This is a genomic window from Gilliamella sp. W8136, from assembly GCF_016101285.1.
GTDB classification, from domain to species: domain Bacteria; phylum Pseudomonadota; class Gammaproteobacteria; order Enterobacterales; family Orbaceae; genus Gilliamella; species Gilliamella apicola_N.
The window spans coordinates 68801-93625 of sequence record NZ_JACFQU010000004.1 but is presented as its reverse complement, the minus strand read 5'-3'; the positions used below and the strand labels follow the sequence as shown (position 1 = coordinate 93625).

Genomic DNA, 24825 nt, shown 5'->3' with positions numbered 1-24825 from the left:
TTTATTGTTTTTCTTTTAGATTGTTGCCTGCATTTTTAGGTAAAGTAATGAAATCAATCATCGCCAGTAAAGTCATGCCTGCCACCATAAACAGCGCTAATTGAAAATCTTCAACCATTAAACCCGTTTGGCTATGCCCATTATAGCTGGAAGCAATAAATAGAAATAACGCACTTAAAACAATACCCAGTACGTTATTTAATTGTTGAAAAATGGTTGATAAGATGTTGGCGCTTTGTATTTCATTTTTATCAATTTCTGAAAAACTAAGTGTTGTGATTGTGGTAAATTGGATAGAACGTGCACCACCCGAAAAGAATAGAACCAATATAATCCATATGATTGGTGTTTCTGGTGTGAAAAGAGCACATAATACAAAACTAAATGACAGTAACAAACCATTAACAATAAGAATTTTACGGAATCCAAACTTGTGTATTAATCGAGTATTCACGGTTTTAAGGATAATATTGCCGGCAAATAGTGAAAGTAGTAACGAACCAGCGGTTAATGGCGACCATCCAAAGCCGACTTGAAACATAAGAGGTAAGATAAATGGTGCACTGTTTAAACCAATTCGTATTAATGAACCGCCAAAAAAGGTCATTCTAAATGTGCGTTTTGAAAACGCGTACAGGCTGATTAATGGGCACTGCGTATGTGTAAGATGATAATAGGCAAAGATTAATACTAAACTACCGACCAAAGAAATGCTAAGACCCAGCCAGAGGCTATGATTTGAGTGAGAAACCATTTCCAGCCCATAAACAAACAGTAATAAGCCTAAGCCACAGGCGATAAAGCCCACACTATCAAATGTACGCTTTTCAGGTTGCTCTTTAGGTAACAGTCGATGAGCGAAAAACAGAGCGATAAAACCTAAGGGAATATTAAGAATAAATATCCAATGCCAAGTGAGATATTGAGCAAAGAATCCACCAATAATTGGTCCCATCAATGGCGCAATTAAGCCGGGCCAAACTAGAATCGAAATTGTGCTAACCAGATGCTGCTTTTCGGTTCGACTTAATACAACGGTTCTGCCTACTGGTACCATTAAAGATCCACCTAATCCTTGAATTAACCTTGCGATGGTAAACATGGTCAGACTGGTTGATAAAGCACACAATATTGACGCTAACATGAATAATACAATCGAAATGGAGAAAATCCGATACGCTGTAAAACGATTTGCTATCCAGCCACTCGCAGGTAAACCAATTGTAAGCGCTAACATATAAGCGCTAATACCAATAGATAAATCTTGTGGATTAGTTAAAAATGATTTTGCCATTGCAGGTATTGCAGTTGTGATTACCGTCGCGTCCAGATTTTCCATGAAGAACGTTGCGGCAACTAAAATCGCCATTTTTCGGACGTGATTATTTTGCTGCATTATATTATTTAATCGATTGAGAAAAATAAAAATAATATTCTAATATACGCCAAAAGTTTGAGTTATGATACAGCTTTTTACATTTTGCCCTTAGTTATGATTAAGGGTATACTATAGGTAAAATTAATTGGTAAATAGAGGTATAGCATGACAGATTCTTTAAACAAATGTAAAGCGAATGAAACCCCAGCGTGTTGTTGTGTAGATGTTGGTACTATTATTGACAATGAAGATTGCAGCGCTGAGTATGAGCATGTCTTTGCAACAGAATCAGAAGCCCAAGCTAAATTAGCATCATTGACACAAGCTGCCAAAACAGTTGAAACGGAACCTTGTGAAATTAATAGTAATATAGAAAAAGTTAACGATGGTTTTAAATTATCTGCAACATTTACTTTTTGCTGCGGTGCAGAATGCATGATCTTCCAATTAAAATTACGCTAATAAAAGATTGATGAAAGTTTGTATTATGAGACATGGTGAAGCGGGATTTTCTGCTTCATCCGATGCAAGTCGAACCTTGACTGATTATGGTATTGAACAAGCAAAACAAGCTGGAATTTGGCTCAAGGAGCAAAATTTCCATTTTGATTTAGGTTTAGTCAGCCCCTATTTACGAGCACAACAGACGTTAACAGAATTATCATCACAGGTCAGTGTTGCAAAAGTGACAACCGACAAATTCTTAGTCCCAGGCGGTAGTGCATCTTATATAGCTGATACATTAACGATGCTAGTAACCAATGGTGTTAATAATGTAATTGTTGTCTCACATCTACCATTAGTGGGATATCTTGTTAATGAACTTTGTCCGCATGTTTCGCCACCTATGTTTCCAACTGCTGCAATTGCTTGTGTGGAGCTATCATTAGATGCTTCTGGAAAGCTTGAATGGTTTCATCAAGCGTAGTAAAAAAACTTAACCTTTTTGATTTACCTTTAACCGGTCGAAGTTTAATTGAAGCATCGGCAGGAACGGGTAAAACTTATTCACTCGCCTTTATCTATTTAAGGCTATTACTTGGTATTGGGCAAAATAGTTATCCAAAGCCTCTTGATGTTAGCCAAATTCTTGTTGTAACTTTTACTAAAGCAGCAACGCAAGAATTACGCTCACGTATTCGTCAAAATATACAAGAATTAAGACTTGGTTTAATCCAAGGGCATCATCAAGATCCTATTTATCAAAAATTAATTGATTTAATTGATGATCGCCAGTCAGCAGTGCAAAAGCTTACTGATGCTCAACAGGCAATGGATGAAGCGGCGATCTATACTATTCATAGTTTTTGCCAACGAATATTAACCAGCCATGCATTTGAATCAGGAGTATTATTCGAACAAAAGTTAGTAGCCGATGAATATCAATTGCAATTACGTGTAGTACAAGACTTTTGGCGTCATTATTTCACGCCATTAGATAAATCGCTTGCTTATCTTATTATTGATACTTGGAAAGATCCTGCCACATTATTGAGAGATATTAACCCTTACTTGGGATTAGGTGCTGAGGATGATGATGAATCAAATCCTGATATCAGAGCAACGATTGAAGCTTTTTATGAAAAAAATCATAAAAAAATAGAAGAGATTAAACAAGATTGGTTGATTGCAGTTACTGATTTGAGCGAAATTATTACTCAATCTGGTGTGAGTAAACAATCTTATAGTAGCCGAAATTTACCCAATTGGTTAAATAAAGTATCGACATGGGCAAACAAAGCAACACAAACGTTTGAATTACCCAATGAACTTGAAAAGTTTCGTCAGTCGGTATTAAACGAAAAAACCAAAGATGGAAAAAGTGCTCCTTGTCACTCTATTTTCGAAAAAATCGAGTCACTTTATCAACAACCCCTTAATTTACGTAGTCAAATCTTAATGGATATTGTTGGTATCATTCAAAAAGGGATCTATAAGGAAAAACTAAAAAATGGTGCTATAAGTTTTGATGATCTTATTTGGCAACTTAATCGAGCTCTGTTTGTAAAAAATGGCAAACGACTGGCGAAAAGTATTGCATCACAATATTGTGTTGCCTTAATTGATGAATTCCAAGATACCGATCCATTACAATATCAAATATTTAATCGTATTTATGATAGCCAGCAGTCCGATCGTGGATTGTTATTTATTGGTGATCCAAAGCAAGCTATATATAGTTTTCGCGGTGCTGATATTTTCACTTATTTAGAGGCTAAACGATCGACGGGTGAAAATCATTATACGATGGATGTAAATCATCGTTCTTCTGCAACAATGGTGAATGCGGTTAATCAGCTATTTGCTAATCATGATAACCCATTTGTGTTTGATGAGATTCCTTTTTTACCAATGCAGGTGGCAGAAAGAAATCAAAAAAAAGCATTGTTGTTAGACGCTCAAGAAGTCTCCGCATTAACGGCTTATCTATTACCTCAGGAAATTTCAACAAATGCTGATTATCAAGAATATATGGCAAGTTGTTGTGCAAAGCAGATTGTGACTTTATTGTCGAGTTCTTCAATACTAGTAGATAATCAGGAAAAACAACGTCCGGTAATGACGGCAGATATTGCTGTTTTAGTGCGAACAGGACGTGAAGCTGAAATCATCAGACAAAAATTAGCATTGTTGGGCGTTAAAAGTGTTTACTTATCAAATCATAGTAGTGTTTTTTCATCAACGGACGCAAAAGATGTACTTAACCTATTGCAAGCCGTGTTAATGCCCGAAAACGAATCAACACTGCGCTTAGCCTTAATGACATCACTGTTTGGTCAAACAATGACTGAACTTGAGCAAATTACTGATGACCAAGATAAGTGGGAAAGTTTGGTTGAAGAATTTAAGCAATACCAAGCTATTTGGCTACATTATGGCGTTTTAGTCATGTTACGCCGAATGATGAAACGACGTCATTTAGCTGAAAATATCTTAGCACGTCAAGATGGTGAACGAACTTTAACCAATATAATGCATCTAGGAGAATTGCTTCAAGAAGCTGCGGATGAATTAGACAGTCCTCATGCTTTAGTTCGTTGGTTGACCAAACAAATAGTCAGTCCAGATCTTAATTTAGAAAATCACGAGCAACGTCTTGAGAGCGATGAAAACTTAGTTAAAATTATTACAATCCATAAATCAAAAGGGTTAGAGTTTCCTATTGTTTGGTTGCCTTTTATCTCATTGTATCGATCATCTGACAGTCAATTTTATCATGATAAAGATAATGACTATAAGTTAACTTATGCATGGTTATTGACGGATGAAATTAAGCAACAAATAGAAGATGAACGTCTTGCTGAGGATTTACGTTTATTGTATGTGGCTATGACGCGCTCGGTATATCATTGTAGCATCGGTCTTGCTTCTTTGAAAAAAAGTCAGTCAGCTATTAATCATCTTTTAAAAAATGACTTAAGGGCTATTGGTAATATGGCAAACTTAATTGATGTCGAATTGCCAATTAATGGTGAACGCTATGTTCCTCCTATGTTATCGGTTCCAACACTATCTGCTAATGTTTTTACACGTAAGCTCTCAAACTGTTGGCGAGTAACCAGTTATACTGAATTACAGCAACATCAAAATACCTTATTGAACTATAATCTTGATATCATTAATGATTGGGATGAGCCGCAATTTAAATCCACTAGTGAAGAACTTGTAGAATTGCAATATGACATTCACCATTTCCCTAAAGGGGCATATGTGGGTACTTTAATGCACAGTATTATGGAACATATTTCATCCGATAACATTGATGAATTATGTACTGAGATGGTGAAAAAGCTCAATCTTGATTCTAACTGGAATAGTATTGTTGCCAATTGGATGAGACAAGTATTGGCGACTGAATTGGGTCAGTCAGGATTAATATTATCAAACATATTGATGGGTAAATGTATTAACGAGTTACAATTTTATTTACCTATACGTCAATCTGTAACTTGCCAGCAATTAGATTCTCTTTGCAAGAAATATGATGATTTATCTCAATCACGTTCTGAATTATCCTTTGATTCTGTGCAAGGTATGTTAAAAGGATTTATTGATTTAGTCTTTGAATTTGAAGGTAAATATTATGTGGTCGATTATAAGTCAAATTGGTTAGGTGATAATATTGATCATTATGGGCAAAATGCACTGAAAAAAGTGATGATAGAACATCGTTATGATCTACAATATCAACTTTATAGTTTGGCATTACATCGATTTTTGAGAAGCAGGATATCTAATTATCAATATCAGACCCATTTTGGTGGGGTATATTATCTCTTTTTACGGGGTATGCCTGATCAGGGGATTTTTTATCATCGACCTCAGCAAGAATTTATAGAAAAACTCGATCAATTATTTGAAGGCCATTAGGCATTAACTCTTTAATTAACTAACATTCAGGCACGATTAAATCGTGCCTTATTTTAGTCAAATAATTTCTGTTTGTTAACATTTAAAAATCAATTGATAGCGATAATGTTTATCCATTAGTAAAAATTCTGGATGTACATTTGGTGTCCAAGAATCATCACCACCAATGCCCATATGATAAGCATCTATACTGACGTAGGCGCATGTTTGAGGCGCTAATAAATGACGATGTGTTTTTTCCATCAACTGTTTAGTACCATATTGATTAATATTAAATTTAAATTGCTGACCTGTAATTATCATATCATTAAGGATTAATTGTTTGACATCACAACGTAAGCCATTTTCACAAGGATAAATATAAGGCGTATAAAGTTCGGCAAATGGTAATGACCAATCACCAAAAATTGCAGAGGTTTTTCGATCAGGATAGTTTTCATGAGGTCCTAATCCAAGCCAGTTTACCTGTTTTGGTATCTCTTTCAATTGATACGTCAAACCAATACGGGCTGGCGCTGGCATATCATTCGCAATATCGACTTCTACTGTTATCGTCAAGTTTCCATCCTGATCAAATTGATGTAACCATTTACTTTGAATGACTTTGCGTTTTTTCACACTATAACCATGAAGCGCTTCAATAATTATATAGTCATCTGTTTGTGACGCTTTGATTGCTAAACACTGATGGCGCAAATCAAAATAGCCAGCGGCTTTCCACTGTTCAACCCATGCAAAAGGGTTATTATTACTATTAAAATCACCACTAATACCAATATCATTATCAATCGGAGCTCGTATAAACTGATCAGCCAGTGCGCTGGCTAACAATGGTTTCTTATTTTTAACCCATTGGTTCAGCTGTCCTGTTTTTTTATTAATTTGCCAACTTTGATTTTTCCAATTGATAATAAACTCATTTTTATTTTCAGTTAATTTTAGTAGCTTTTTATTTTTACTTAAAGTCAATTGCGGAATAAACTGGTTAATTAATTTGAATTGTTCCCAAGCCACAGTATGTTTTGCTGGAGACCATGCGGTGGCTCTGTTTTGAATGACTTTAAGTGATAGGTGCAAGTTTTCTGCATCAAAATTATCACCAATGTCGTCAGTTATTTTTAGTTCAATTGTATCGTTAGGCTTAATATTAAGTTTAAGTTTACCACTTTGTTGACTTTTACCATCAAGCAGCAGTTCCCAATACAGTATTTCATTGTCTGTAGTACGGAATAGATACTCACTAGTTACTTCAATAATCAGAGGTTTTTGACTGACAAGTTTGAATTGAAATGGCTGTTGCACTTTTTTGGCTTCAATTAAACTTGGATGAGGTTTACGATCAGGAAAAACTAAACCATCTAAACAAAATTGTCTATCGTGATAAGCTTCACCAAAATCACCACCATAAGCCCAATAACTTTCACCTGATAGATTATGGCAACGGATACCATGATCTGCCCATTCCCAAATGAAACCACCTTGTAATCTAGGATATTGCCTAAATGCCTGCCAATATTTATAAAAAGTACCTAAACTATTACCCATAGCGTGAGCATATTCACATAAAATAAGTGGGCGTTTTTCATCAGGCATTGAAACCCATTTTTTTATTGACCACTTAGGAACATTAGGGTGGGGTTGATCTTGATCAACTCGCGCATACATAGGACAAATAATGTCAGTGGCAGCTGTGTTAGCGCCTCCTCCCTCATATTGAACTGGGCGGGTTGGATCATTACTTTTGATCCAACTATAAAGCGCATCGTGATTTGCACCATGTCCTGATTCATTACCAAGTGACCAAATAATAATTGATGGGTGATTGCGATCACGTTGAACCATACGAGTTACTCGTTCACTATAGGCAGCCAACCAAAGAGGATCGTCAGACAAACGTGACATTGGGAACATGCCGTGTGACTCAATATTTGCCTCATCGACTAAATAAAGGCCATATTCATCACAAAGTTCATACCAACGTGGATCATTTGGATAATGGCTACAACGCACCGCATTAAAATTGTGTTGTTTGATTAATTCTATATCATGAAGCATAGCTTGCTCGGTAACTGCGTATCCCATATCAGGATAAAATTCATGACGATTTGTTCCCTTAATGATTAGTGGTTTACCATTCAAACAAAGTTGCCCATGTTTGATTTCGACAGTTCGGAAACCAATGTTATAAGCTTCAGATTCAATTAAACCCGTATTATTATGATTCAAACTAATAACAAGCCGGTAAAGATTAGGTGTTTCGGCACTCCATAATTGTGGTTTGGTCACTGGAATATGGCAAATTACTCGGTCATTGTAACCACCTTTTTCATCAATTGCAGGAGTACCGATTGATTGTGAGTGTTCAAGGACTAATTTATCTTTTTGCCATAATTCAATATTTACATTGAGCATCTCTATATCGTCTTGATGCTTCACATCGATTTGCAAAGATAAGGTAGCATTTTGATAGCAAGCATCAAGTATTGTTTTAACTTGAATATCTTGTAAATGTGATTTTGGTTTATTAAGTAGTGAAACGCCACGGAAAATACCACTTAATCGCCACATATCCTGATCTTCAAGATAACTACCATCACACCATTTTAAAACTAGTACAGCAATGCGGTTTTCACCTTTCTTTAAAAAAGGAGTTAAGTCAAATTCAGCTGCAATGCGACTATCTTGTGAATAGCCAACCCATTTACCATTACACCAAAGATGAAATGCGGCACTGACACCATCAAATATAATTCTTGTATCACCTTTATCTAACCATTTTTTATTAATATTAAAGTACCTTGAATAACAACCCGTTGGGTTATCTTCAGGAACAAAAGGAGGATTATAAGGAAAAGGATAACGAATATTTGTATAAACCGGCGCATCGTAACCATGAAATTGCCAATTTGATGGAACAGGAATAGTGGTATTATCGAGTTCTTTATCCAACCATGATTTTGGTACTTGCTTTGGGTTATTAAAATAACTAAAAAACCAATCACCATTGAGCGATAAGATTGCGTCTGAATCACTATTATTTTTTGCTTGTTGTTTATCTCGCCAGCTATTAAATTTGGGATGTGTATTAAGTCGATTAATGCTTAAAATAGATAAATTATTCCAATCCGCTCGATTGATAACTTCACTGAAACAAAAATTCATTATTTTCTCCTGTTGTTCAACTCATTATTTATTTGCAATTTCACTTAATAAACTGGCTTTTTTATTCATTATAAATAGTTTTTATTTTATTTAAGTGATCTAGTTAACATTTTATGTAATCGATTACATTTGTATTTTTTTATTTTTCAAAAAATAGTACATTTAATAATAATTTTAATATTAATGTGACATTTGTCACATTATGTATATTTATATTATTAATGATTAATTTTATTAGTTATATTAAATAAGCTTATTTATTAAGCATTGGATTGCTACCGTAAAATTATGGGCAAAACCTAAAGAATAGTTATCGCTATTTTTTAGGTTTTTTTTTGTCTCAAATTTATGAGACTTCTTTAATATCTATATAATAATGAGTAGAAAAAAATGAAATATTTAACTAAGGTAGTATTAAACGTCAAACCTAAACGAATTGTTTTAATTACATTACTTGGCTTGTGTTCTATACAAAACTCTTTTGCTGCTACTCAAGAAGAGTTAGAAGCAAGAATATCGATGTTAGAACAAAAATTATTAGCACTTTCTGAAGAATCCATAGATTTAAAAAAGCAAGTGATTGAATCTAATAAACAGCTAGCACAATTAAATAAGAATATTCAACAACAACAGATTGTAATTAATAATCAGCAAAAGGCATTGAAAAATCAGAGTGTTGCTTTAGCACAAACTTCAACCCAAATTCCAGCATCAAAACAAAACCAGACCCAACCTAATGTTAATTCTAAATCTGTTGTTCAACAAAAACCGGCAGTCGACAATCAAATTGTTATAGTTAATGATACTAAGCAAAGTGATAATGCAGCCCCAATATCGCAAACCAAATCAGTTAAAAACTCCTTTACTTTGTCAGAGTTTAAAGATTACATCAAAGACGAAATCGGTTTTTCATTTAATGGGTATTTTCGTGGTGGTTGGTCTACCTCCCAAAACGGCAAACCTAAAAATTATGCTGAAGGGGCATTAGGCCGATTTGGTAATGAGTATGGTGGTTGGTACGATCTTGTCTTTAAACAAAAAGTGTATGATGAAGATGGCCATAGAGTGGATGCCATTGTTATGATTGATGGTAATGTAGCTACTAATAAAGCAGCTGGTTTATTCAATACTCAAGATGACAATATTATGCAGTTTTCTGATATTTACTTATCAACCAAGGGATTTGTACCAGGATTTCCTGATGCAAATTTATGGGTAGGTAAACATTCACTTCCTTATAATGAAATCCAAATGTTAGACTGGAAAACTCAAAAAACACCTGCAGGTGGTGGGATTGGTATTGAAGATCTTGGAATTGGCGTGGGTAAACTTGATTTAGCTTTGGTACGAGCGGATGTTAATGTTAAACAAGTTAAAAAAGTTGAAGTTGTAAACAATGGCAATACCGAAATACAAACCGTAACTAAACGCGATGAAGTCGACTTGAACGAAATCGAGTTTCGCTATCGAGATATTCCTTTATGGCAAGATGCCACTCTTGCAATTAATGGTCGTTATTCTGCACCCAATAAATCCAAAATTCAGGATAGTGTTAGTGTAAAAAATGCTTGGTTAGGAAGTTTTGTTTTAAGACAAAATAATTTCTTTGGTGGATTTAATCAATGGACTTTACAAACTGCGACCAATTCTGTTGCATCACAATTAGCTAACATTAATACTAATAACCCTGAATTTGCAGCCAATTCTGATAATGATTACATCGGTACTCATACAGGAGGAAAAGCTTATCGATTGGTATCGGAAGGTGAGGCGTATTTAGCCGATAAAGTGATTGTCGCCCATGCACTTGCACTTACAACGGGAACAGATGTTTATTCCTATGACCTCAATTTGGCTCATACTGATTTTTCGAGTTTCAAATCAGCCATAAGACCTGCTTATATATGGGACAACTACAACCAAAGTGGCATCGAATTAGGTTACTTTAGACAGAAAAATAAAGTTAAAGGCAAAAGCTATAATGAAGAAGGTTTTAAAACAACCATTTTCCACTCATTTAAAGTTGGTGAAAGCATTTTGACATCAAGGCCTGATATACGTTTCTATGTCTCATATATAGAATCTTTGCAAAATGAAATTAGTAAATTTGACTTTAATGGTAAGGATAATCAAATTAGCTTTGGCGTGCAAACTGAAGTTTGGTTTTAAATAATCTTATCTGAAAAAATTGCTAAATGTCGGAAACACATAACTTTTAGGGCTTTCGACATTTTTTTAATTTAGTTTTTAAACTAATACCGATCATTTTATTTGGGTAACAGAATATCGCTTAGTTAAAGTTGGGGTAAAAACATTAATTAAATTGGCAGGTAGCACTTCTTTTTTTGCTAATAGCAATGCGAGTTCCGCAGCTTGCTCAGCCATAGTTTGCAATGGATAGCGAATGGTTGTCAGTTTAGGATGTAAATACCGAGCAAGTAATAAATCATCAAAACCAATAATCGAAATATCTGACGGAATTTTTATATCATTATCATATAATACAGAAATAGCACCTGCTGCCATAGAGTCATTGTAACAAGCAATAGCAGTAATTTGTTGATTACGCTCTAAAAGAGACATCATAGCTTGTTCTCCACCTATTTCATTTGGTGAAGAAATAGCAATCAAATTATCGTTTATGTCAATATTATGTTCTAATAGCGCATCTTTATAGCCTTGTAAGCGGTCGGATGAATCTGATATATCATGATTTGAACACAAATAACCAATGTTGGTATGGCCATGTTGTATTAAATGTTTAACAGCTAAGTAAGAACCATAACGGTCATCGAGTGCAATGCAGCGTTTCTCAAAACCTTTCACTATACGATTAATTAATACCATTCCAGGAACTTGCTCCATCAATCTTATTAAAGTACTGTCGGAAAGCATTTTTGCATGGACAACCAACGAAGAGCAACGATGCTCAATTAATTGAGTTATAGCATTATATTCTTTACTTTCATCGTGATAACCATTACCAATCAATAAAAAATGTCCGGTTCGGTAAGCTACTTTTTCAACTGCACTGACCATTGCACCAAAAAAAGGATCTGAAACGTCTGCGACAACAATACCAATGGTTTTTGAATTTTGCTGAGATAACGCACGAGCGTTTGCATCTGGATAATAATTTAATTTTTCCATAGCAGTTTTTACAATCTCACGCTTATTATTGCTAACATTGTTTGCATTATTGATAACACGAGATACTGTTGCAACCGAAACATTGGCTAATTGTGCAACATCTTTTATTGTCGCCATAAAACTCCTTTTTAATTTGATATTATTACTAACACTTTATATCCATAATATTTAAAGTTTATCCATTTAAAATATTGTAGTTTACCAACGATTAAAGCAAAAATGGTCCGCAAAGAGGGGAGAGAACCTATACTTGAAATATTTTTGTTTATATCTTTTAGCAAATTCAGTCGGTTGAACCCTGAATATATGAGATAAGATCTTATAATAATGGAAAAATTTTTATTTGCCAATCACTGTATTATTGGCTGAATCGTTTCAAATTCAATATATTATAAAAGAGAATGAATGCTTTCACTCCCTTTACTATTCAATAATTTTATATTTTTTATATTTTTTTGATTTATTTGGTTGTGATCTTGATAAGCATAGCCGTTGCTGGATCAAGCACAGGTAATGGTAATCCTATATTCATTAACCAATCGCCAGAAAGTATTGTTTGAGATTTCATCCATAGTGGTAGTACTTTCATCGCATGACCACTGATTTTAGGATCAATATTGTCTGGCATATCAAGAATTTCTATTTGATATTGCTTATCCGTTAATAATCCTGTCAAACGTAAATTACCACTCAACGCATAAGTTGGTAATGATAATTGGGCGATAATAAACGCTGCTTCTTTTTGATCTTTGCTAACAACTCCATAACTTTGCATCGCACGAGGATCATCGACATCCAAACGAACACTATTACCGCTATGTAATAGTGGACGCAATTGTTTGTGCAAATTAATATAATGAGCAAACGCTTTTTGTTCTTTTTCAGATTCTTTAACAGGATCAAGTTCAACACCCATATGACCAAACAGTGCAGTCAAACCACGTAAATTCATATGTAATTCACGGAATGTAGTATGACATAAGGCCCCTCCAATATGAGCACCCATTACCTCAGGAGGGAAGAAGTAACTCATACCACGCTGAATGATCTGTCGATCTAATGCATCGTTAGAGTCTGATGTCCAGAAACGTTGAGTACGTTTTAATATTTCATAATCAATACGTCCTCCACCGGAAGAGCAAGATTCAATTTCAACATGAGGGAATTTTTCTTGTAAAATATCAATTAGACGATATAACGCTTCAGTTTGTCCAACAATGGCTGGATTACCATTGTGGCCTGCTTGCACAATTTCACGATTCATATCCCATTTTATATAGTCAATGTCATAGCTTCCAAGCAACCATGTTAATCTTTCAAGTAAATACTCAAAAACCGCTGGATTTTGTAAATCAAGTAAATATTGATGACGACCTTCAGGTTGATTATAACCATGCAGTTCTAGTAACCAATCTGGGTGAGCGCGATAAAGATCGGAATTTTTATTAATCATCTCTGGCTCGACCCAAATACCAAATTCCATGTCCAAATCTTTAATATGTTTAATCACGGGTTCTAAGCCGTTTGGATATTTTCGTTTATCCAAATACCAATCTCCCAACCCTTGATAATCATCGTCACGTTTACCAAACCAGCCATCATCAATAATAAATCGTTCAACCCCCATATGTGCAGCCTTAGTTGCCATTTGTATAATATAGTCCGGATTATGATCAAAAAAGATACCTTCCCAAGTATTAAGATGGACTGGGCGTGGTTTATTTTGACTAAATTTAATAATGTTGCCACGTAAAAAATCATGGAAGTGCTGACTCATCTCATTCAAGCCTTGATCACTATAAGTTGCATACAACCAAGGTGTTGAAATTGACTCGTCTTTAGCTAATGTAATTTCACCTGCCATATATAAGGCTTCGGCCTGAATAAAACGTTTTCCATTACTTTTTACCGCTACCTGAATTCGATGATTTCCACTCCAACCTAAATGAACACCCCATACTTCACCGGATTGTTCTTTAAAACCATCGGTACCAACTACCATCCCCGGAAAATACTCATGTGAAGTACGTCCACGACGGTTTTCTTGCAAATAACCACAATGTTCGATTTTAGTACGATGAGGAAAGAACTCCTTAATCCAACGTCCACTAAAGGCCATTAATTCTTGTGCTCTTTCTGGAATGGGAAGAGTGATTGATAAGCGATTGACCTGATAAGGTTCATTGCCTAAATTAATTAAACTATTTTGGCATTGTAATACACCACTGTTATCTAAAATAAAATGACTGGTGAAACGTAGGTTAGCAATATTATCTTCACTAATAATGGTGATTTTATTTTCTGTTTGAATAACTTCTTTGGTGATAAAAACAGGAGACCAATCTTTACCATTGCGATGACCTTCAAGTCCTGGTGTACTAAAATTACCCAAACCTTCTTCAGGGCACAAAGTAAACGGTACGTCAACATCAATACGAGCGTTTGGAACAGCGGGGGTTAACATTTCCAGATTTTCGAGTTGAATATTTTGTAAGCGTTTACCAAAATAGCTAAGTTCAGCATAAGGTGTTGTACGAAATAGGACATCTATGTTGTTATTGTTAAGACGATAGTTCATAATGACTCCAAGATTGTGGTTCTTTATCTATCTAAAATAATTACATTTCTATTAAAATAAAATGATTATTTTTTTAATTTGTGATTAAGATCTCACAAAAAATGTAATCGATTTCATTTTTTGTGTTGCTAGTTATTTTGTAGAAACATATATTGTGAAATGAATATGCGAAAAGTTATTTTTTTATGTTATTATGGTTAAAAAATGGATGGATTGAGTTAAATATGATGAAAAAACATAATATTATTATAATTTCTTTTCTTGGCTTTGTGTTTAATGCTAATGCTGCAGATAAATATGTGACAGATGATATAGATATCTACTTACGTCGTGGCCCTAGTGCTAATTATGGTTTTTCTGGTGCGGTTAAAACTGGCCAAAAAGTGACTTCTCTTGAAAAAAGTGACGATGGTAAATACACAAGAATCCAAATTAGTAATGGTAAGATAGGGTGGATTGAGACCAATAAACTTAATGATGAGCCAAGTTATCGAGAACGCCTTCCCGAGTTAGAAGCAAAATTAGCCGAATATCAAGATAAAGTAAATAATGTTGATGAAAATCAACGAAAAATCGTAAATGAATATGAGCAAAAATTGCAATCTGCAGAAGAATTAATTGAAACTCTTCAAAATAAAAATGCCGATCTTGATAAACAAGTCAAACAGCAAAGAACTCAAATAGATTCGATGTTAAATCAAGTTGATGATAAACGACTCGATCTTATTCTTACATGGTTTACTTATGGCGGTCTTGTTGCTGGTGGAGGTCTAGTATTAGGTCTAATTTTACCAATGATAATGCCTCGTCGTAAAAAAGATCGTTGGATGCGTTAATGTCTCAAATCTATCTAGTTGGAGGGGGTGTTCGGGATAGATTGTTAGGATTACTGAGCGCGGACCGTGATTGGGTTGTTGTTGGAGCGACACCAGAGGAATTACTATCTTTAGGCTATCAACAGGTCGGTAAAGATTTCCCTGTATTTTTACATCCAGTTACAAAAGAAGAATATGCATTAGCGAGGACAGAACGCAAAGCAGGTAATGGCTATACTGGATTTATTTGTGATTTCAGTAAAGACATTACTTTAGAACAAGATCTTATCCGACGAGATCTTACCATCAATGCTATTGCTATGGATGAAGAAAATAATATTATTGATCCTTACCATGGCGTTGAAGATATCAAACGTAAGCTGTTACGCCATGTCTCGCCAGCTTTCCGTGAAGACCCTTTACGAGTTTTGCGAGTCGCACGTTTTGCTGCACGTTATCATCAATTAGGTTTTGTTGTTGCAACAGAAACAATGAATCTTATGAAAGATATGGTTTTAGCTGGAGAAATTAGTTATCTAACCCCAGAACGTGTTTGGAAAGAGACTGAAAAAGCCTTATCTACTTTAGATCCTCAAATCTATTTTCAAGTTTTGGAACAATGTGGGGCACTTGCTATATTGTTTCCACCATTAGTCTTATCCGATACGGTTATTGATGCTTTAAAACACTCTGTTTCATTAACTAACGATTTAACCATCCGTTTTAGTGTTCTTTGTTCGCAATTATCTACTAGGCATGCAGTTGAAAATTTATGTAGCAAAGTCAAATCACCCAATAATTATACTAAGCTTGCCATAATGGTTAAGCAATACTATAAAGATGTCCTGTCGGTGCAAACACTCCCAGCTGAACAAATTATCTGTTTACTAAATAAAATTGATGTATGGCGTAATCCACAACATCTTTCTCAATTGATTATGGCAAGCGAGGCTTTAGCTAAAACTGCATCCTTTCCTCAAGCACAATATTTAGAAAATGCTTATAAACTAGCTAATAGTGTTAATGTGCAAAAAATTATTTCCGATGGGTTTACTGGAAAAGAAATTCAAATTGAACTACAAAAAAGGCGAATTGAATTGTTATTAAACCGGATTTGATTGCATCTTAATCGATCGTAACTTTTTTTCAAAATATCTAAAAAAAAGTGTTGACGATTTGCCGGAACTTAAGCATAATGCGCCTCGCAGTGTTGGTTATGACGTTGCGAATGAGATGGCTACGTAGCTCAGCTGGTTAGAGCACATCACTCATAATGATGGGGTCACAGGTTCGAATCCCGTCGTAGCCACCATTAAGATTAGGTAGTACTTTTACCGGAAGTATTCAGTGCGGGTGTGGCGAAATTGGTAGACGCACCAGATTTAGGTTCTGGCGCCGCAAGGTGTGTGAGTTCAAGTCTCTCCACCCGCACCATTTAATCTTAATATTAATCCTTTATTGGGGTATAGCCAAGCGGTAAGGCAGCGGGTTTTGATCCCGCCATGCCCAGGTTCGAATCCTGGTACCCCAGCCATTCCATTCTGCGTAATTTTTTAAGATGCTTTAGTCCGTTTAATTTTTTAGGTTTATACCTCTTTATTGATTATTTATACGGGTGTGGCGAAATTGGTAGATGCCCAGATTTAAGTTCTGGCGCCGCAAGGTTGTGAGTTCAAGCCTCTTCATCCGTACCATTTAATCTTAATAATTATCTTTTATTGGGGTATAGCCAAGCGGTAAGGCAGCGGGTTTTGATCCCGCCATGCCCAGGTTCGAATCCTGGTACCCCAGCCATTTTATCCTGTATAATATATTAAAATTTTTAAATCTGATATATACTATTTTATCAATAGTTCAATACGGGTATGGCGGAATTGGTAGACGCGCTAGATTCAGATTCTAGTTCCGAAAGGTGTGCGAGTTCAAATCTCACTACCCGTACCATATATTTTTTTATAATGGGGTATAGCCAAGCGGTAAGGCAGCGGATTCTGATTCCGCCATTCCAAGGTTCGAATCCTTGTACCCCAGCCATAAATATGCATTCCTTTCTTATATTTGGTCAACTCTTTCACAATATTATTTGAGTCCATAAATAGCATTAATTCATATTTTTTTGTAACTATTTAGTTGCTCTAACAGATACATTGATTTGATATTGATTATCCTTGTTCTTCTCCTTTTAAATGCAATTTATATTTATGAACATTTATTACTAATGTATGGTTAATAATATAAATTATGATTACCTAATTCCATTTAGTCAAAAAGCTTGTATTAACTTAATCGTTACAGTGTTGGGTTAAGATAACTAAACTAAAAATAGTTGTATAAAGTCTATGTTTATCTACTTTGAAATTAAAAACACCTTGAACATTGTTAGTTTAATTCCAATAGTCGATAAAACATAATTTTCTTGGTAATGTTGAATTTTTTGACCATAAAGTGATGTCTTTCATTTATGGTGAAATAAAATATCAATAGGCTGTAGAATGCTATCAGATACTCAATAATGAAAAAATTAAAGATCGAAAAATGGTAATCTCAAAATAAATTTAGGCTCAATTAGTGTGAAATCTAAGCGTTAGAAAAGAATAATTAAAAGTCTTTGTTCCTACACAAGTAAAAAATTAGCTCAAATTCCTATAGAATTTATGATTGATTAGATAAAATCTATTTGTCGTTATTATAGAACTTTTATATCGCAATTTTTCTATAATTATTTAACAGAAGTACTATATTAATTATCAAGTCAGAATAAATTAGTAACCTAGTGGAAAAATGTTAGAAGCGTATAAAACCAAAATATAGTATAAGTAATCAAATAATATGACACAAATCAAATATAGAAAAGTATTAAGTAATCAGCATTATTTTCATATTGATTTATGTGTTTCTAATAAGTAATTTATATGTAGATAGTATATAAATTGCCAATAAAACAGAGATTTTTAAAATTAATCATTATCCACGATAGAACGTGAATAATGAATATATTATAAAAAAGCTCATACCTAGATTTAAAAACTGTCTGTCGTTTTATATCCTCCACCACCTGACGATGAACTTGATGAGTAACTACCGCGACTTGATGATGAACTACTACTGGATGAAGAACTACTACGGTATGAAGACCCCCAAGAAGATGATTTTGATGAATAGCTCAATAATGATCCGATACTGCTTTGATGTACCGAAGTTCTTCTTTCGATTTTTATTCGTACTCTATAGCTAAGTAGTGTCTCAACAATGGTAATTGGAAAAACATCATTGTTTAATAATTTATTTAATAGTTCATTCAGATTATACGAAGATATCCTATATTCATATAAAAAACTGGAAATATTGTATTCCTTAAAAAGATCAAGTGTTTCATTAAAACGCTCATAGGTTTTCATTAAATCTGAAGTTGTATTACGAAGATGAACAATATGATTCTCAGATTGCTTTATCTGTTTCTCTATTTCATAGAGCTTTTTAAGTAATATATCATCTCCTTTAGTTTTTGTTTGTAAGGTTAGCTGCTGAAGTCTATCAAAAGACTTATGTTTTAAAAACTCAGCAAGTTGCAAAGAGAGTCTTTTAAACTCGAGGCTTTTTCCTGTTTGTGTTTCATTTAAAACATTATAATTTTCTTGCTTTTCTCGCTCTAGATTCGCTAAATCCTGCTCAATTTCTGCTAATTCAACTCTTATCGCTGGTATTTTCAAAACAGTTTCAACACTATGTTCTTTCTGTTCTTTTTGTTTTAATGCTAATTCATAAGATCTTGTTTGATTTTCGTAACGTGATTTTGATTCATTTAGTAATGAATTGATTAATTTGTAATTTTTGTAATTTTGAGAAAAATTAACAAATCTTGCTAACCATGCATCTAGGTTTTTTAAGATCCAAAAAGCTTTGTAATTATTTTCACCATAGTTTCGCTTAATTAAATAATTAAAATACCTATTTTCGTTATATTGAACAAGTTTTTCTGAAAACTCGCTTTGAGAAGCTTCAAAGTTTTCAGTTTCTTTATCAAAGCGTTCTTTTTCGATAGTAAAGCGATCAAATAGCGATAGATAATCGGGATCTTTCTCAAGTTGTAGCGTTTTTTCGGTTGTAAGTTCATCTAATCTTATCAAAATTTCTGTTAATTTTATCTGCTGCTTATCAATTTTTTTGTCTAAACTGTAAGATTTGCTTTTTAATTGCTTTAAAACATTTTGTAACTGGTCAATAATTTTTTGTATTTTAATATCGTTATTTTCAGGTGATTCTAATAAATAGATAGTCGCAATTTTATTATAAATATTTGCTTGTTGAGTCTTTAAATCAAGTAATTTTTCATGTGTATCATGTAATTCTTGATTGGCTGAGTCCAAAGAAGCCTTAGTTGTCCGAGCTTTTTGATTAATGGTGCTTTCAATTGTTCTTGTCTGCATGGTTTACCACTCTAAAATCCTGCCTGATTTAACTGAATTTGGACAGTTAAACGTTAAACGTCCTTTTGGTTTAGCACAAAGTTTATTATTATCAATATGCCCATCATTTATTTTATCCTCTTTAACGGCATTAAATGCTTTTAAGGTAACTTGTTGACCAAACATCTCTACTAATTTGGTTTCACCGGTTTCGATGCTTTTTACCCATATTGATGTTGGCTTACCAGTTGATGTTAATGCTTGGACAATTAAATACCAAGATTTACCATTAGTATTCTCATGTGTGCGTTCAACCCCAGATTTATGATCTGGATGGTCAACGATGGTCAACATTAAATTAGTTTGTGCTAGTTTAATGTAGTAAGCCATCATTGTTTGATAATTTTCAACATTTTCAAAATTTAAATCTTTTAAATCAGCAAGTAATGAAGTTTGAAGCGCAATAATGGGATCCATATCTGATTTAGGTACGCTTAATTCTAGTAACTGTTTCGTATCAGACTCAATTTTCTTTTCAAGAAATTCTGCACGTTCAATTGAAGAATAAAGTGTTTCAATCCGATTAGTATCGATATTTGTTTGACCTTGATTAAGGCTATCAATAATAGAATCGACAATATTTTGTAAAATAGGGTATTTTTTACTAGCATCAGTAAATTCTTGATTTTGGATTAATTTAGTTAATTTCTTATCCGTTTCAATTAATTCTTGCAATTGTGTTATTTGCGAAGTGACTTCGGATAATTTAGTTTTGATTGAGTAGTCAGTCTCTTTTAAATATTTAAGTATATCTTTATCTTTTTGCGCTATTGAAGATAGATCTGCCCCAGGTTTTACTATAGAAGAAATATTATCTTGGTTAAGCAGATCAATAATTGAGTTTTTTAATTTTTTTATTGGAACTTGGGCAAAATTGACAGAATGCTTATCAATTTCAAGAAATTTTCTATTTAAATCATTTAAACTACTTTTTGCGGATAAAATATGGTTATAAGTACTATCAATATTACTTTTTATTTTTTTTGTAATCGTTACTTCTGCAAAGTTAATTAACGTTAAAACGAATAAAATAATATATATAATAGAAAATACAATGTTTCTTTTAATATAACATAAAGCAAGAAAATGCATAAACCAATTACGTTTAGGTACATTAAACCGCAAACGTTTATCAAACCAAAGATTAATTCCTTTTTCTATAAGACTATCATCAATAAATTGTCCTTTGGTTTGATAGTAATTTTTTATGTTTTCTTTCAATTTATCCCGCAAAACATTGCGATCAAGATGCTCAAGTAATAATTGCTGTTTTTGATAAAGCTCATCAATTATTGCCATCGCTCCTAATTGTTCACTAAGCTTAATTTCCGACATTAACTATTAACCTTTAGAATAATATTGTTAAAGCGTTGTTTTCCATCTTCAACAATACGATCTATTTCTTTTGCATTTTCAATTGATTCATTTCGTAATTCGCTAATTAGCTGTTGGCTTGATTCTTGATAATTAACGATCGCTTCAACTAAAGAACGTAACGAATCGGCTTTAATAGTAGAACCATACCCAGCTCGTAAAGCTTCATCTAATTGTTTATTACCAGCAGATGCTATACTTTCTATACCTTTATTCATACCATCTTTCAAGGCTTCTAAGGTTTTAGTACTTTCACTTAAACCAGTTAAAGAGGTTATTGAAGCACTTAAAGCAGTAAACACAATTTCATTCGTTGAAAAAAAGTTAACACTTTGTTGATATACTCGTTCTTTTACTGAAGTTGTTTGTTGTAAACGGGCAAATACTGCTTCGGCTGAATTATAAGATACGGTTAAATTATTGGCTAAATCCAAAATAATTTGATAACGACTATCTTCTTGTTGAACATTACGTAATGCTTCATCTCTAATGAGTTCTAAACGTGCTCGAGCAACATGATCATCAGAATTGAAATTATCTACATCGGCAATGGCTAATGATAATTTATTTTTACAATCTTCAAGGCGGGCTGTTGCCATATTGACTAATTCTTCGGCGGTAATTTGTGCTTGTTTTAATCCAAATCTAAAATCCTGATAAGCATTTAAAATAATACGTTCACGTTCGACCTGATTACCTGTTTCTTTTGATACTTCTAAGTAAGTAGATTTGATAAGATTGAAACGATCTGGAATTGATCCGCGTTTAAGTTTCATCCAACCAATTTTGATTCTTTCCAAAAAGTCTAATCGACCATCATCAAGCCAACCTATCATTTTTTCCATATCAGTACGAATACTATCAAAATGATTAACAATTTTGGTATAGCGCTGTGATACTTCAACACCATCAATTTGATCACGGACTACTTCATTAAATGCACCTTGTTGTTGCAACGTACGAGCTATCGACATAACTCGGTTTTTATCAATTTCAGTAACATTATCCAGTAATTTTAAAATTGGGGCATCGGTTTGAGGTTTAAGTATAATGCCGATTTTATTTAATACCTGTACTGCTCTATCGACATAAGGAACAACTTGATTAGACATTTTTTAATCCTTTAAAATATTTGTAATAAATTTATTAGGTAACGCAAAAAATTATATATCATCAACTTAATTTTAACAATTTACCATTGATTTAAAATAGAAATTATAAAAACTCTTTTTAATATAATTATTAAAATTTAATTAAACATATTCAAAAGAACGATTTATTTTCTTTAATGTTGTTATATCTTTTGTTAAAGAAGTTGAGGTATAAACATTATGATGATGAAAACTAATTAATGCATTTCCAAATGTTATAACACCTGATAATCGTAAATCAGATAGTATTTACTTAAACAAATTTTAGTGGATCATTGTATTTGACATATTAAGCAGAAGATTTGAATGGTATGCATTTAATAATTATGGTTCGGGCAAAACCAAAGAGGTATAATATGGAAGCTTTTAGCATCAAAAAACTATATAATAATTAAAATAGTAGTCAACAAATAGACCACAAAATATCTAGCAAAAAATATCATTTTAAATTCAATTGATATACTTTTAATGAGGAGTGAATAAGATAACTTTCCACGTGGGTAAATGGCTATTTCACGTAGAAAGTTATATAAAAAATTAACTTATTATCTATATAAATTTACATAAACGGTTTGTATTGTACTGGCTGGATTTGTTGTTATTTCTTTCACATAATAAAAGTGTGCATCATTAGCAATTGCATATTTTTGAGCCTCAGCGCTGATTTCGGCTGTATTGTTGAATGAACCATGAAAACTAATCGTTTCATAAGGTGTCATTGTTTTAAACGCATCACTCGTGATTTCGTAAGCATCCTCACCTTCTATTGCTTTAGAAACAATGAAATCTCTTACTACTGCATCTTTTTTATATAATGCAACATCGACTTCTTGTGCCTGATTTTTGATATCAGAAGGCGCAATAGAGAAAACATAAAAAGCATATGCATTCTTTTCTGCGGCTAATTTACTCGCATCATTCGTTATTTCGGCAGTATTATTGTAATTACCTTTAAATTTGATAACTTCAAATGGAAGATAATAAAGCGCTTTAGCTCGTGGATAAAGAACAACACCATTTTGTGTCACTTCTTTTTTTTCCACTGCAACAGGTTGGTTAGATTGATAAATATCAGCGTAAACAACAGCGCTATCGGCTGAGTTATTAGTCATTGCATTCTCAATTGCTTTAATATGATAATACTTAGCGCCAGCTTCATCAGCTGCTCGAGAAATATCATCTGCTGCATTTTCAGCTTGTAAATATCTACCCGTTACAGAAATTTCTTTAAGTGGAATTAAGTTTTTTGCTTCTTGAGAGGTTAAAGCATCTGCTGCATAAACACTAGCAACAGGTAATGATAATAAAAGAGCAAGAGTAATAGATAATTTGTTTAAACGTTTCATGATCATTTCCTTCATTTTTAAATTATTAAAACTAAAGTTAATATTTAACGCTTTTTTTAATTTGCAAATATAAAACATAATTTAAAGATATTTATACACCATCAAACTTTAAGATTTTTATGTCTATATCTACCTATTATTAATTACGTTTGGCCATAAATTTTTATCTAAGAAATAAAAGAACTGTTTGTTTTAAACTATTTGGATTTAATGATACTCACTAAAGAAATATATAGTAATAAATGAAACTTATAGAAACATTGCGTTAAAAATAAACGCTTACTGAAGAACGTTGATTTAAGTAAAAATACTTTTTAAATTCGTTAGCTAATTTTTTAATATTATATTACTTATATTGAATAATATTAATGAATTGTTTTATTATTTGAGCGGTTAGACCCCAGATAATATAATTATTATAGTGATAAAAGTAAACTAAATGTTCAGATCTTTTTTGCCAATCTTTTGAACGATTGGGTAATAAGTTATAAGGAAAATCATTATCTGGTTTATGCCCAACTTGCATTGTAGCATGTAAAGGCTGATTGTTTTTAAACCATTCAAGCGGAACAGTAAAAATACTTTCAACTTCGTCAAAGTTTAGCTTTAAATCATCGATAGAATCAATTTTACCTACAAATGGATAAATTATCATCCCTAATGTGGCAATAAATTTTGGCAACTGACCTAAAATAGTAATTTCATTAATTGAAAGTCCTAGTTCTTCACATGTTTCTCTTTTCGCGGTTTGTTCTGGATTTATATCTTCAATTTCAACTTTACCACCAGGAAAACAGATATCACCAGGTTGCCATTTGAGTTTATGGGATCTAATTTGGAATAACAAGTGTAATTGATTATCTACTTTTACAATTGGAATTAACACTGCGGCTTTATTATTGATTTGTTTAGCATGCTTAGTTGTTCTCAAAATATCCGTTATTTTTTCTAATGTGATCATAATATTTATTTTGTTTTTAATTTAACGTTCTATTTACGTTATAATAAGAAAATGTTAGATTGAAATTGTTTGT

The 24825-nt window shown here is 33.2% G+C and carries 15 protein-coding genes and 7 tRNA genes; 13 read left to right on the top strand and 9 right to left on the bottom strand.

Annotated features, from left to right (window positions below; all coding sequences use genetic code 11):
* Window position 1 precedes the first annotated feature (1 nt).
* Window positions 2–1396 carry an MFS transporter gene (locus H3T96_RS03385; protein ID WP_144091548.1) on the bottom strand — a complete coding sequence of 465 codons (1395 nt, stop codon included), beginning with the start codon at window positions 1394–1396 and terminating at the stop codon, window positions 2–4.
* 147 nt (window positions 1397–1543) lie between these two features.
* Between H3T96_RS03385 and H3T96_RS03380 the strand changes: the two genes are divergently transcribed.
* The 3 genes from H3T96_RS03380 to recB are packed head-to-tail and all read left to right on the top strand — an operon-like array spanning window position 1544 to window position 5749.
* A complete protein-coding gene (locus H3T96_RS03380; RefSeq protein ID WP_086326658.1) occupies window positions 1544–1840 on the top strand; it encodes a YfcZ/YiiS family protein in 297 nt (98 codons plus the stop codon).
* Between the two features lie 25 nt (window positions 1841–1865).
* Window positions 1866–2306 carry a phosphohistidine phosphatase SixA gene (sixA, locus tag H3T96_RS03375; protein WP_198227058.1) on the top strand — a complete coding sequence of 147 codons (441 nt, stop codon included), beginning with the start codon at window positions 1866–1868 and terminating at the stop codon, window positions 2304–2306.
* Window positions 2288–5749 carry an exodeoxyribonuclease V subunit beta gene (recB, locus tag H3T96_RS03370; RefSeq protein WP_144091549.1) on the top strand — a complete coding sequence of 1154 codons (3462 nt, stop codon included), beginning with the start codon at window positions 2288–2290 and terminating at the stop codon, window positions 5747–5749. The genes sixA and recB overlap by 19 nt, the downstream gene beginning before the upstream one ends.
* Before the next feature lie 75 nt (window positions 5750–5824).
* On the opposite strand, the gene H3T96_RS03365 is transcribed toward recB, so the two are convergent.
* Window positions 5825–8911 (bottom strand): beta-galactosidase, encoded by a 3087-nt coding sequence (locus H3T96_RS03365; protein WP_144091550.1) that lies wholly within the window; start codon window positions 8909–8911, stop codon window positions 5825–5827.
* A 390-nt stretch (window positions 8912–9301) separates the two neighbouring features.
* Between H3T96_RS03365 and H3T96_RS03360 the strand changes: the two genes are divergently transcribed.
* Window positions 9302–11080: a carbohydrate porin gene (locus H3T96_RS03360; protein WP_144091551.1), complete on the top strand. Its 1779-nt coding sequence runs from the start codon at window positions 9302–9304 to the stop codon at window positions 11078–11080.
* Between the two features lie 93 nt (window positions 11081–11173).
* Here H3T96_RS03360 and H3T96_RS03355 read toward each other — a convergent pair whose 3' ends face one another.
* Window positions 11174–12178 (bottom strand): substrate-binding domain-containing protein, encoded by a 1005-nt coding sequence (locus H3T96_RS03355; protein WP_144091552.1) that lies wholly within the window; start codon window positions 12176–12178, stop codon window positions 11174–11176.
* A gap of 343 nt (window positions 12179–12521) precedes the next feature.
* Window positions 12522–14639, bottom strand: a complete 2118-nt coding sequence (locus tag H3T96_RS03350; protein WP_144091553.1) for an alpha-galactosidase — start codon at window positions 14637–14639, stop codon at window positions 12522–12524.
* 185 nt (window positions 14640–14824) lie between these two features.
* On the opposite strand from H3T96_RS03350, the gene H3T96_RS03345 reads away from it, so the two are divergent.
* From H3T96_RS03345 to H3T96_RS03305, 9 genes are all read left to right on the top strand, one after another.
* The gene (locus H3T96_RS03345; RefSeq protein ID WP_086308160.1) at window positions 14825–15475 is read left to right on the top strand and encodes a TIGR04211 family SH3 domain-containing protein; all 651 of its coding nucleotides are present in this window, start codon (window positions 14825–14827) and stop codon (window positions 15473–15475) included.
* The gene (locus H3T96_RS03340; protein ID WP_144091554.1) at window positions 15475–16572 is read left to right on the top strand and encodes a multifunctional CCA tRNA nucleotidyl transferase/2'3'-cyclic phosphodiesterase/2'nucleotidase/phosphatase; all 1098 of its coding nucleotides are present in this window, start codon (window positions 15475–15477) and stop codon (window positions 16570–16572) included. Before H3T96_RS03345 ends, H3T96_RS03340 begins: the two co-directional genes overlap by 1 nt.
* Before the next feature lie 117 nt (window positions 16573–16689).
* Window positions 16690–16766 (top strand) — tRNA-Met (locus H3T96_RS03335).
* A gap of 37 nt (window positions 16767–16803) precedes the next feature.
* A tRNA-Leu gene (locus tag H3T96_RS03330) sits at window positions 16804–16888 on the top strand.
* Between the two features lie 25 nt (window positions 16889–16913).
* Window positions 16914–16988 (top strand) — tRNA-Gln (locus tag H3T96_RS03325).
* Window positions 16989–17065: 77 nt separating this feature from the next.
* Window positions 17066–17148 (top strand) — tRNA-Leu (locus tag H3T96_RS03320).
* A 25-nt stretch (window positions 17149–17173) separates the two neighbouring features.
* A tRNA-Gln gene (locus tag H3T96_RS03315) sits at window positions 17174–17248 on the top strand.
* Window positions 17249–17313: 65 nt separating this feature from the next.
* Window positions 17314–17398 (top strand) — tRNA-Leu (locus tag H3T96_RS03310).
* A gap of 15 nt (window positions 17399–17413) precedes the next feature.
* Window positions 17414–17488: transfer RNA gene (locus tag H3T96_RS03305), tRNA-Gln, on the top strand.
* Between the two features lie 986 nt (window positions 17489–18474).
* On the opposite strand, the gene H3T96_RS03300 is transcribed toward H3T96_RS03305, so the two are convergent.
* The 5 genes from H3T96_RS03300 to H3T96_RS03280 all read right to left on the bottom strand — a co-directional run bounded on the left by H3T96_RS03300 (window position 18475) and on the right by H3T96_RS03280 (window position 24752).
* Window positions 18475–19881: a hypothetical protein gene (locus H3T96_RS03300; RefSeq protein ID WP_144091555.1), complete on the bottom strand. Its 1407-nt coding sequence runs from the start codon at window positions 19879–19881 to the stop codon at window positions 18475–18477.
* A gap of 3 nt (window positions 19882–19884) precedes the next feature.
* Complete coding sequence (locus tag H3T96_RS03295; protein ID WP_144091556.1) at window positions 19885–21255, bottom strand: DUF6384 family protein; 1371 nt, start codon at window positions 21253–21255, stop codon at window positions 19885–19887.
* On the bottom strand, window positions 21255–22406 hold the full coding sequence (locus H3T96_RS03290) for a hypothetical protein (RefSeq protein WP_039129465.1): 1152 nt from the start codon (window positions 22404–22406) through the stop codon (window positions 21255–21257). The genes H3T96_RS03295 and H3T96_RS03290 overlap by 1 nt, the downstream gene beginning before the upstream one ends.
* A 584-nt stretch (window positions 22407–22990) precedes the next feature.
* Window positions 22991–23791, bottom strand: a complete 801-nt coding sequence (locus H3T96_RS03285) for a YdgH/BhsA/McbA-like domain containing protein (RefSeq protein ID WP_172398387.1) — start codon at window positions 23789–23791, stop codon at window positions 22991–22993.
* 346 nt (window positions 23792–24137) lie between these two features.
* Window positions 24138–24752: a CoA pyrophosphatase gene (locus H3T96_RS03280; protein WP_086327434.1), complete on the bottom strand. Its 615-nt coding sequence runs from the start codon at window positions 24750–24752 to the stop codon at window positions 24138–24140.
* Between the last annotated feature and the right edge of the window lie 73 nt (window positions 24753–24825).

Coding starts and splice junctions, on each gene's coding strand:
- H3T96_RS03280 (WP_086327434.1), bottom strand. CDS start 24,752: ATGATCACATTAGAAAAAATAACGGATATTTTGAGAACAACTAAGCAT.
- H3T96_RS03295 (WP_144091556.1), bottom strand. CDS start 21,255: ATGTCGGAAATTAAGCTTAGTGAACAATTAGGAGCGATGGCAATAATT.
- H3T96_RS03385 (WP_144091548.1), bottom strand. CDS start 1,396: ATGCAGCAAAATAATCACGTCCGAAAAATGGCGATTTTAGTTGCCGCA.
- H3T96_RS03380 (WP_086326658.1), top strand. CDS start 1,544: ATGACAGATTCTTTAAACAAATGTAAAGCGAATGAAACCCCAGCGTGT.
- recB (WP_144091549.1), top strand. CDS start 2,288: ATGGTTTCATCAAGCGTAGTAAAAAAACTTAACCTTTTTGATTTACCT.
- sixA (WP_198227058.1), top strand. CDS start 1,866: ATGAGACATGGTGAAGCGGGATTTTCTGCTTCATCCGATGCAAGTCGA.
- H3T96_RS03355 (WP_144091552.1), bottom strand. CDS start 12,178: ATGGCGACAATAAAAGATGTTGCACAATTAGCCAATGTTTCGGTTGCA.
- H3T96_RS03360 (WP_144091551.1), top strand. CDS start 9,302: ATGAAATATTTAACTAAGGTAGTATTAAACGTCAAACCTAAACGAATT.
- H3T96_RS03365 (WP_144091550.1), bottom strand. CDS start 8,911: ATGAATTTTTGTTTCAGTGAAGTTATCAATCGAGCGGATTGGAATAAT.
- H3T96_RS03290 (WP_039129465.1), bottom strand. CDS start 22,406: ATGTCTAATCAAGTTGTTCCTTATGTCGATAGAGCAGTACAGGTATTA.
- H3T96_RS03340 (WP_144091554.1), top strand. CDS start 15,475: ATGTCTCAAATCTATCTAGTTGGAGGGGGTGTTCGGGATAGATTGTTA.
- H3T96_RS03350 (WP_144091553.1), bottom strand. CDS start 14,639: ATGAACTATCGTCTTAACAATAACAACATAGATGTCCTATTTCGTACA.
- H3T96_RS03285 (WP_172398387.1), bottom strand. CDS start 23,791: ATGAAACGTTTAAACAAATTATCTATTACTCTTGCTCTTTTATTATCA.
- H3T96_RS03300 (WP_144091555.1), bottom strand. CDS start 19,881: ATGCAGACAAGAACAATTGAAAGCACCATTAATCAAAAAGCTCGGACA.
- H3T96_RS03345 (WP_086308160.1), top strand. CDS start 14,825: ATGTTATTATGGTTAAAAAATGGATGGATTGAGTTAAATATGATGAAA.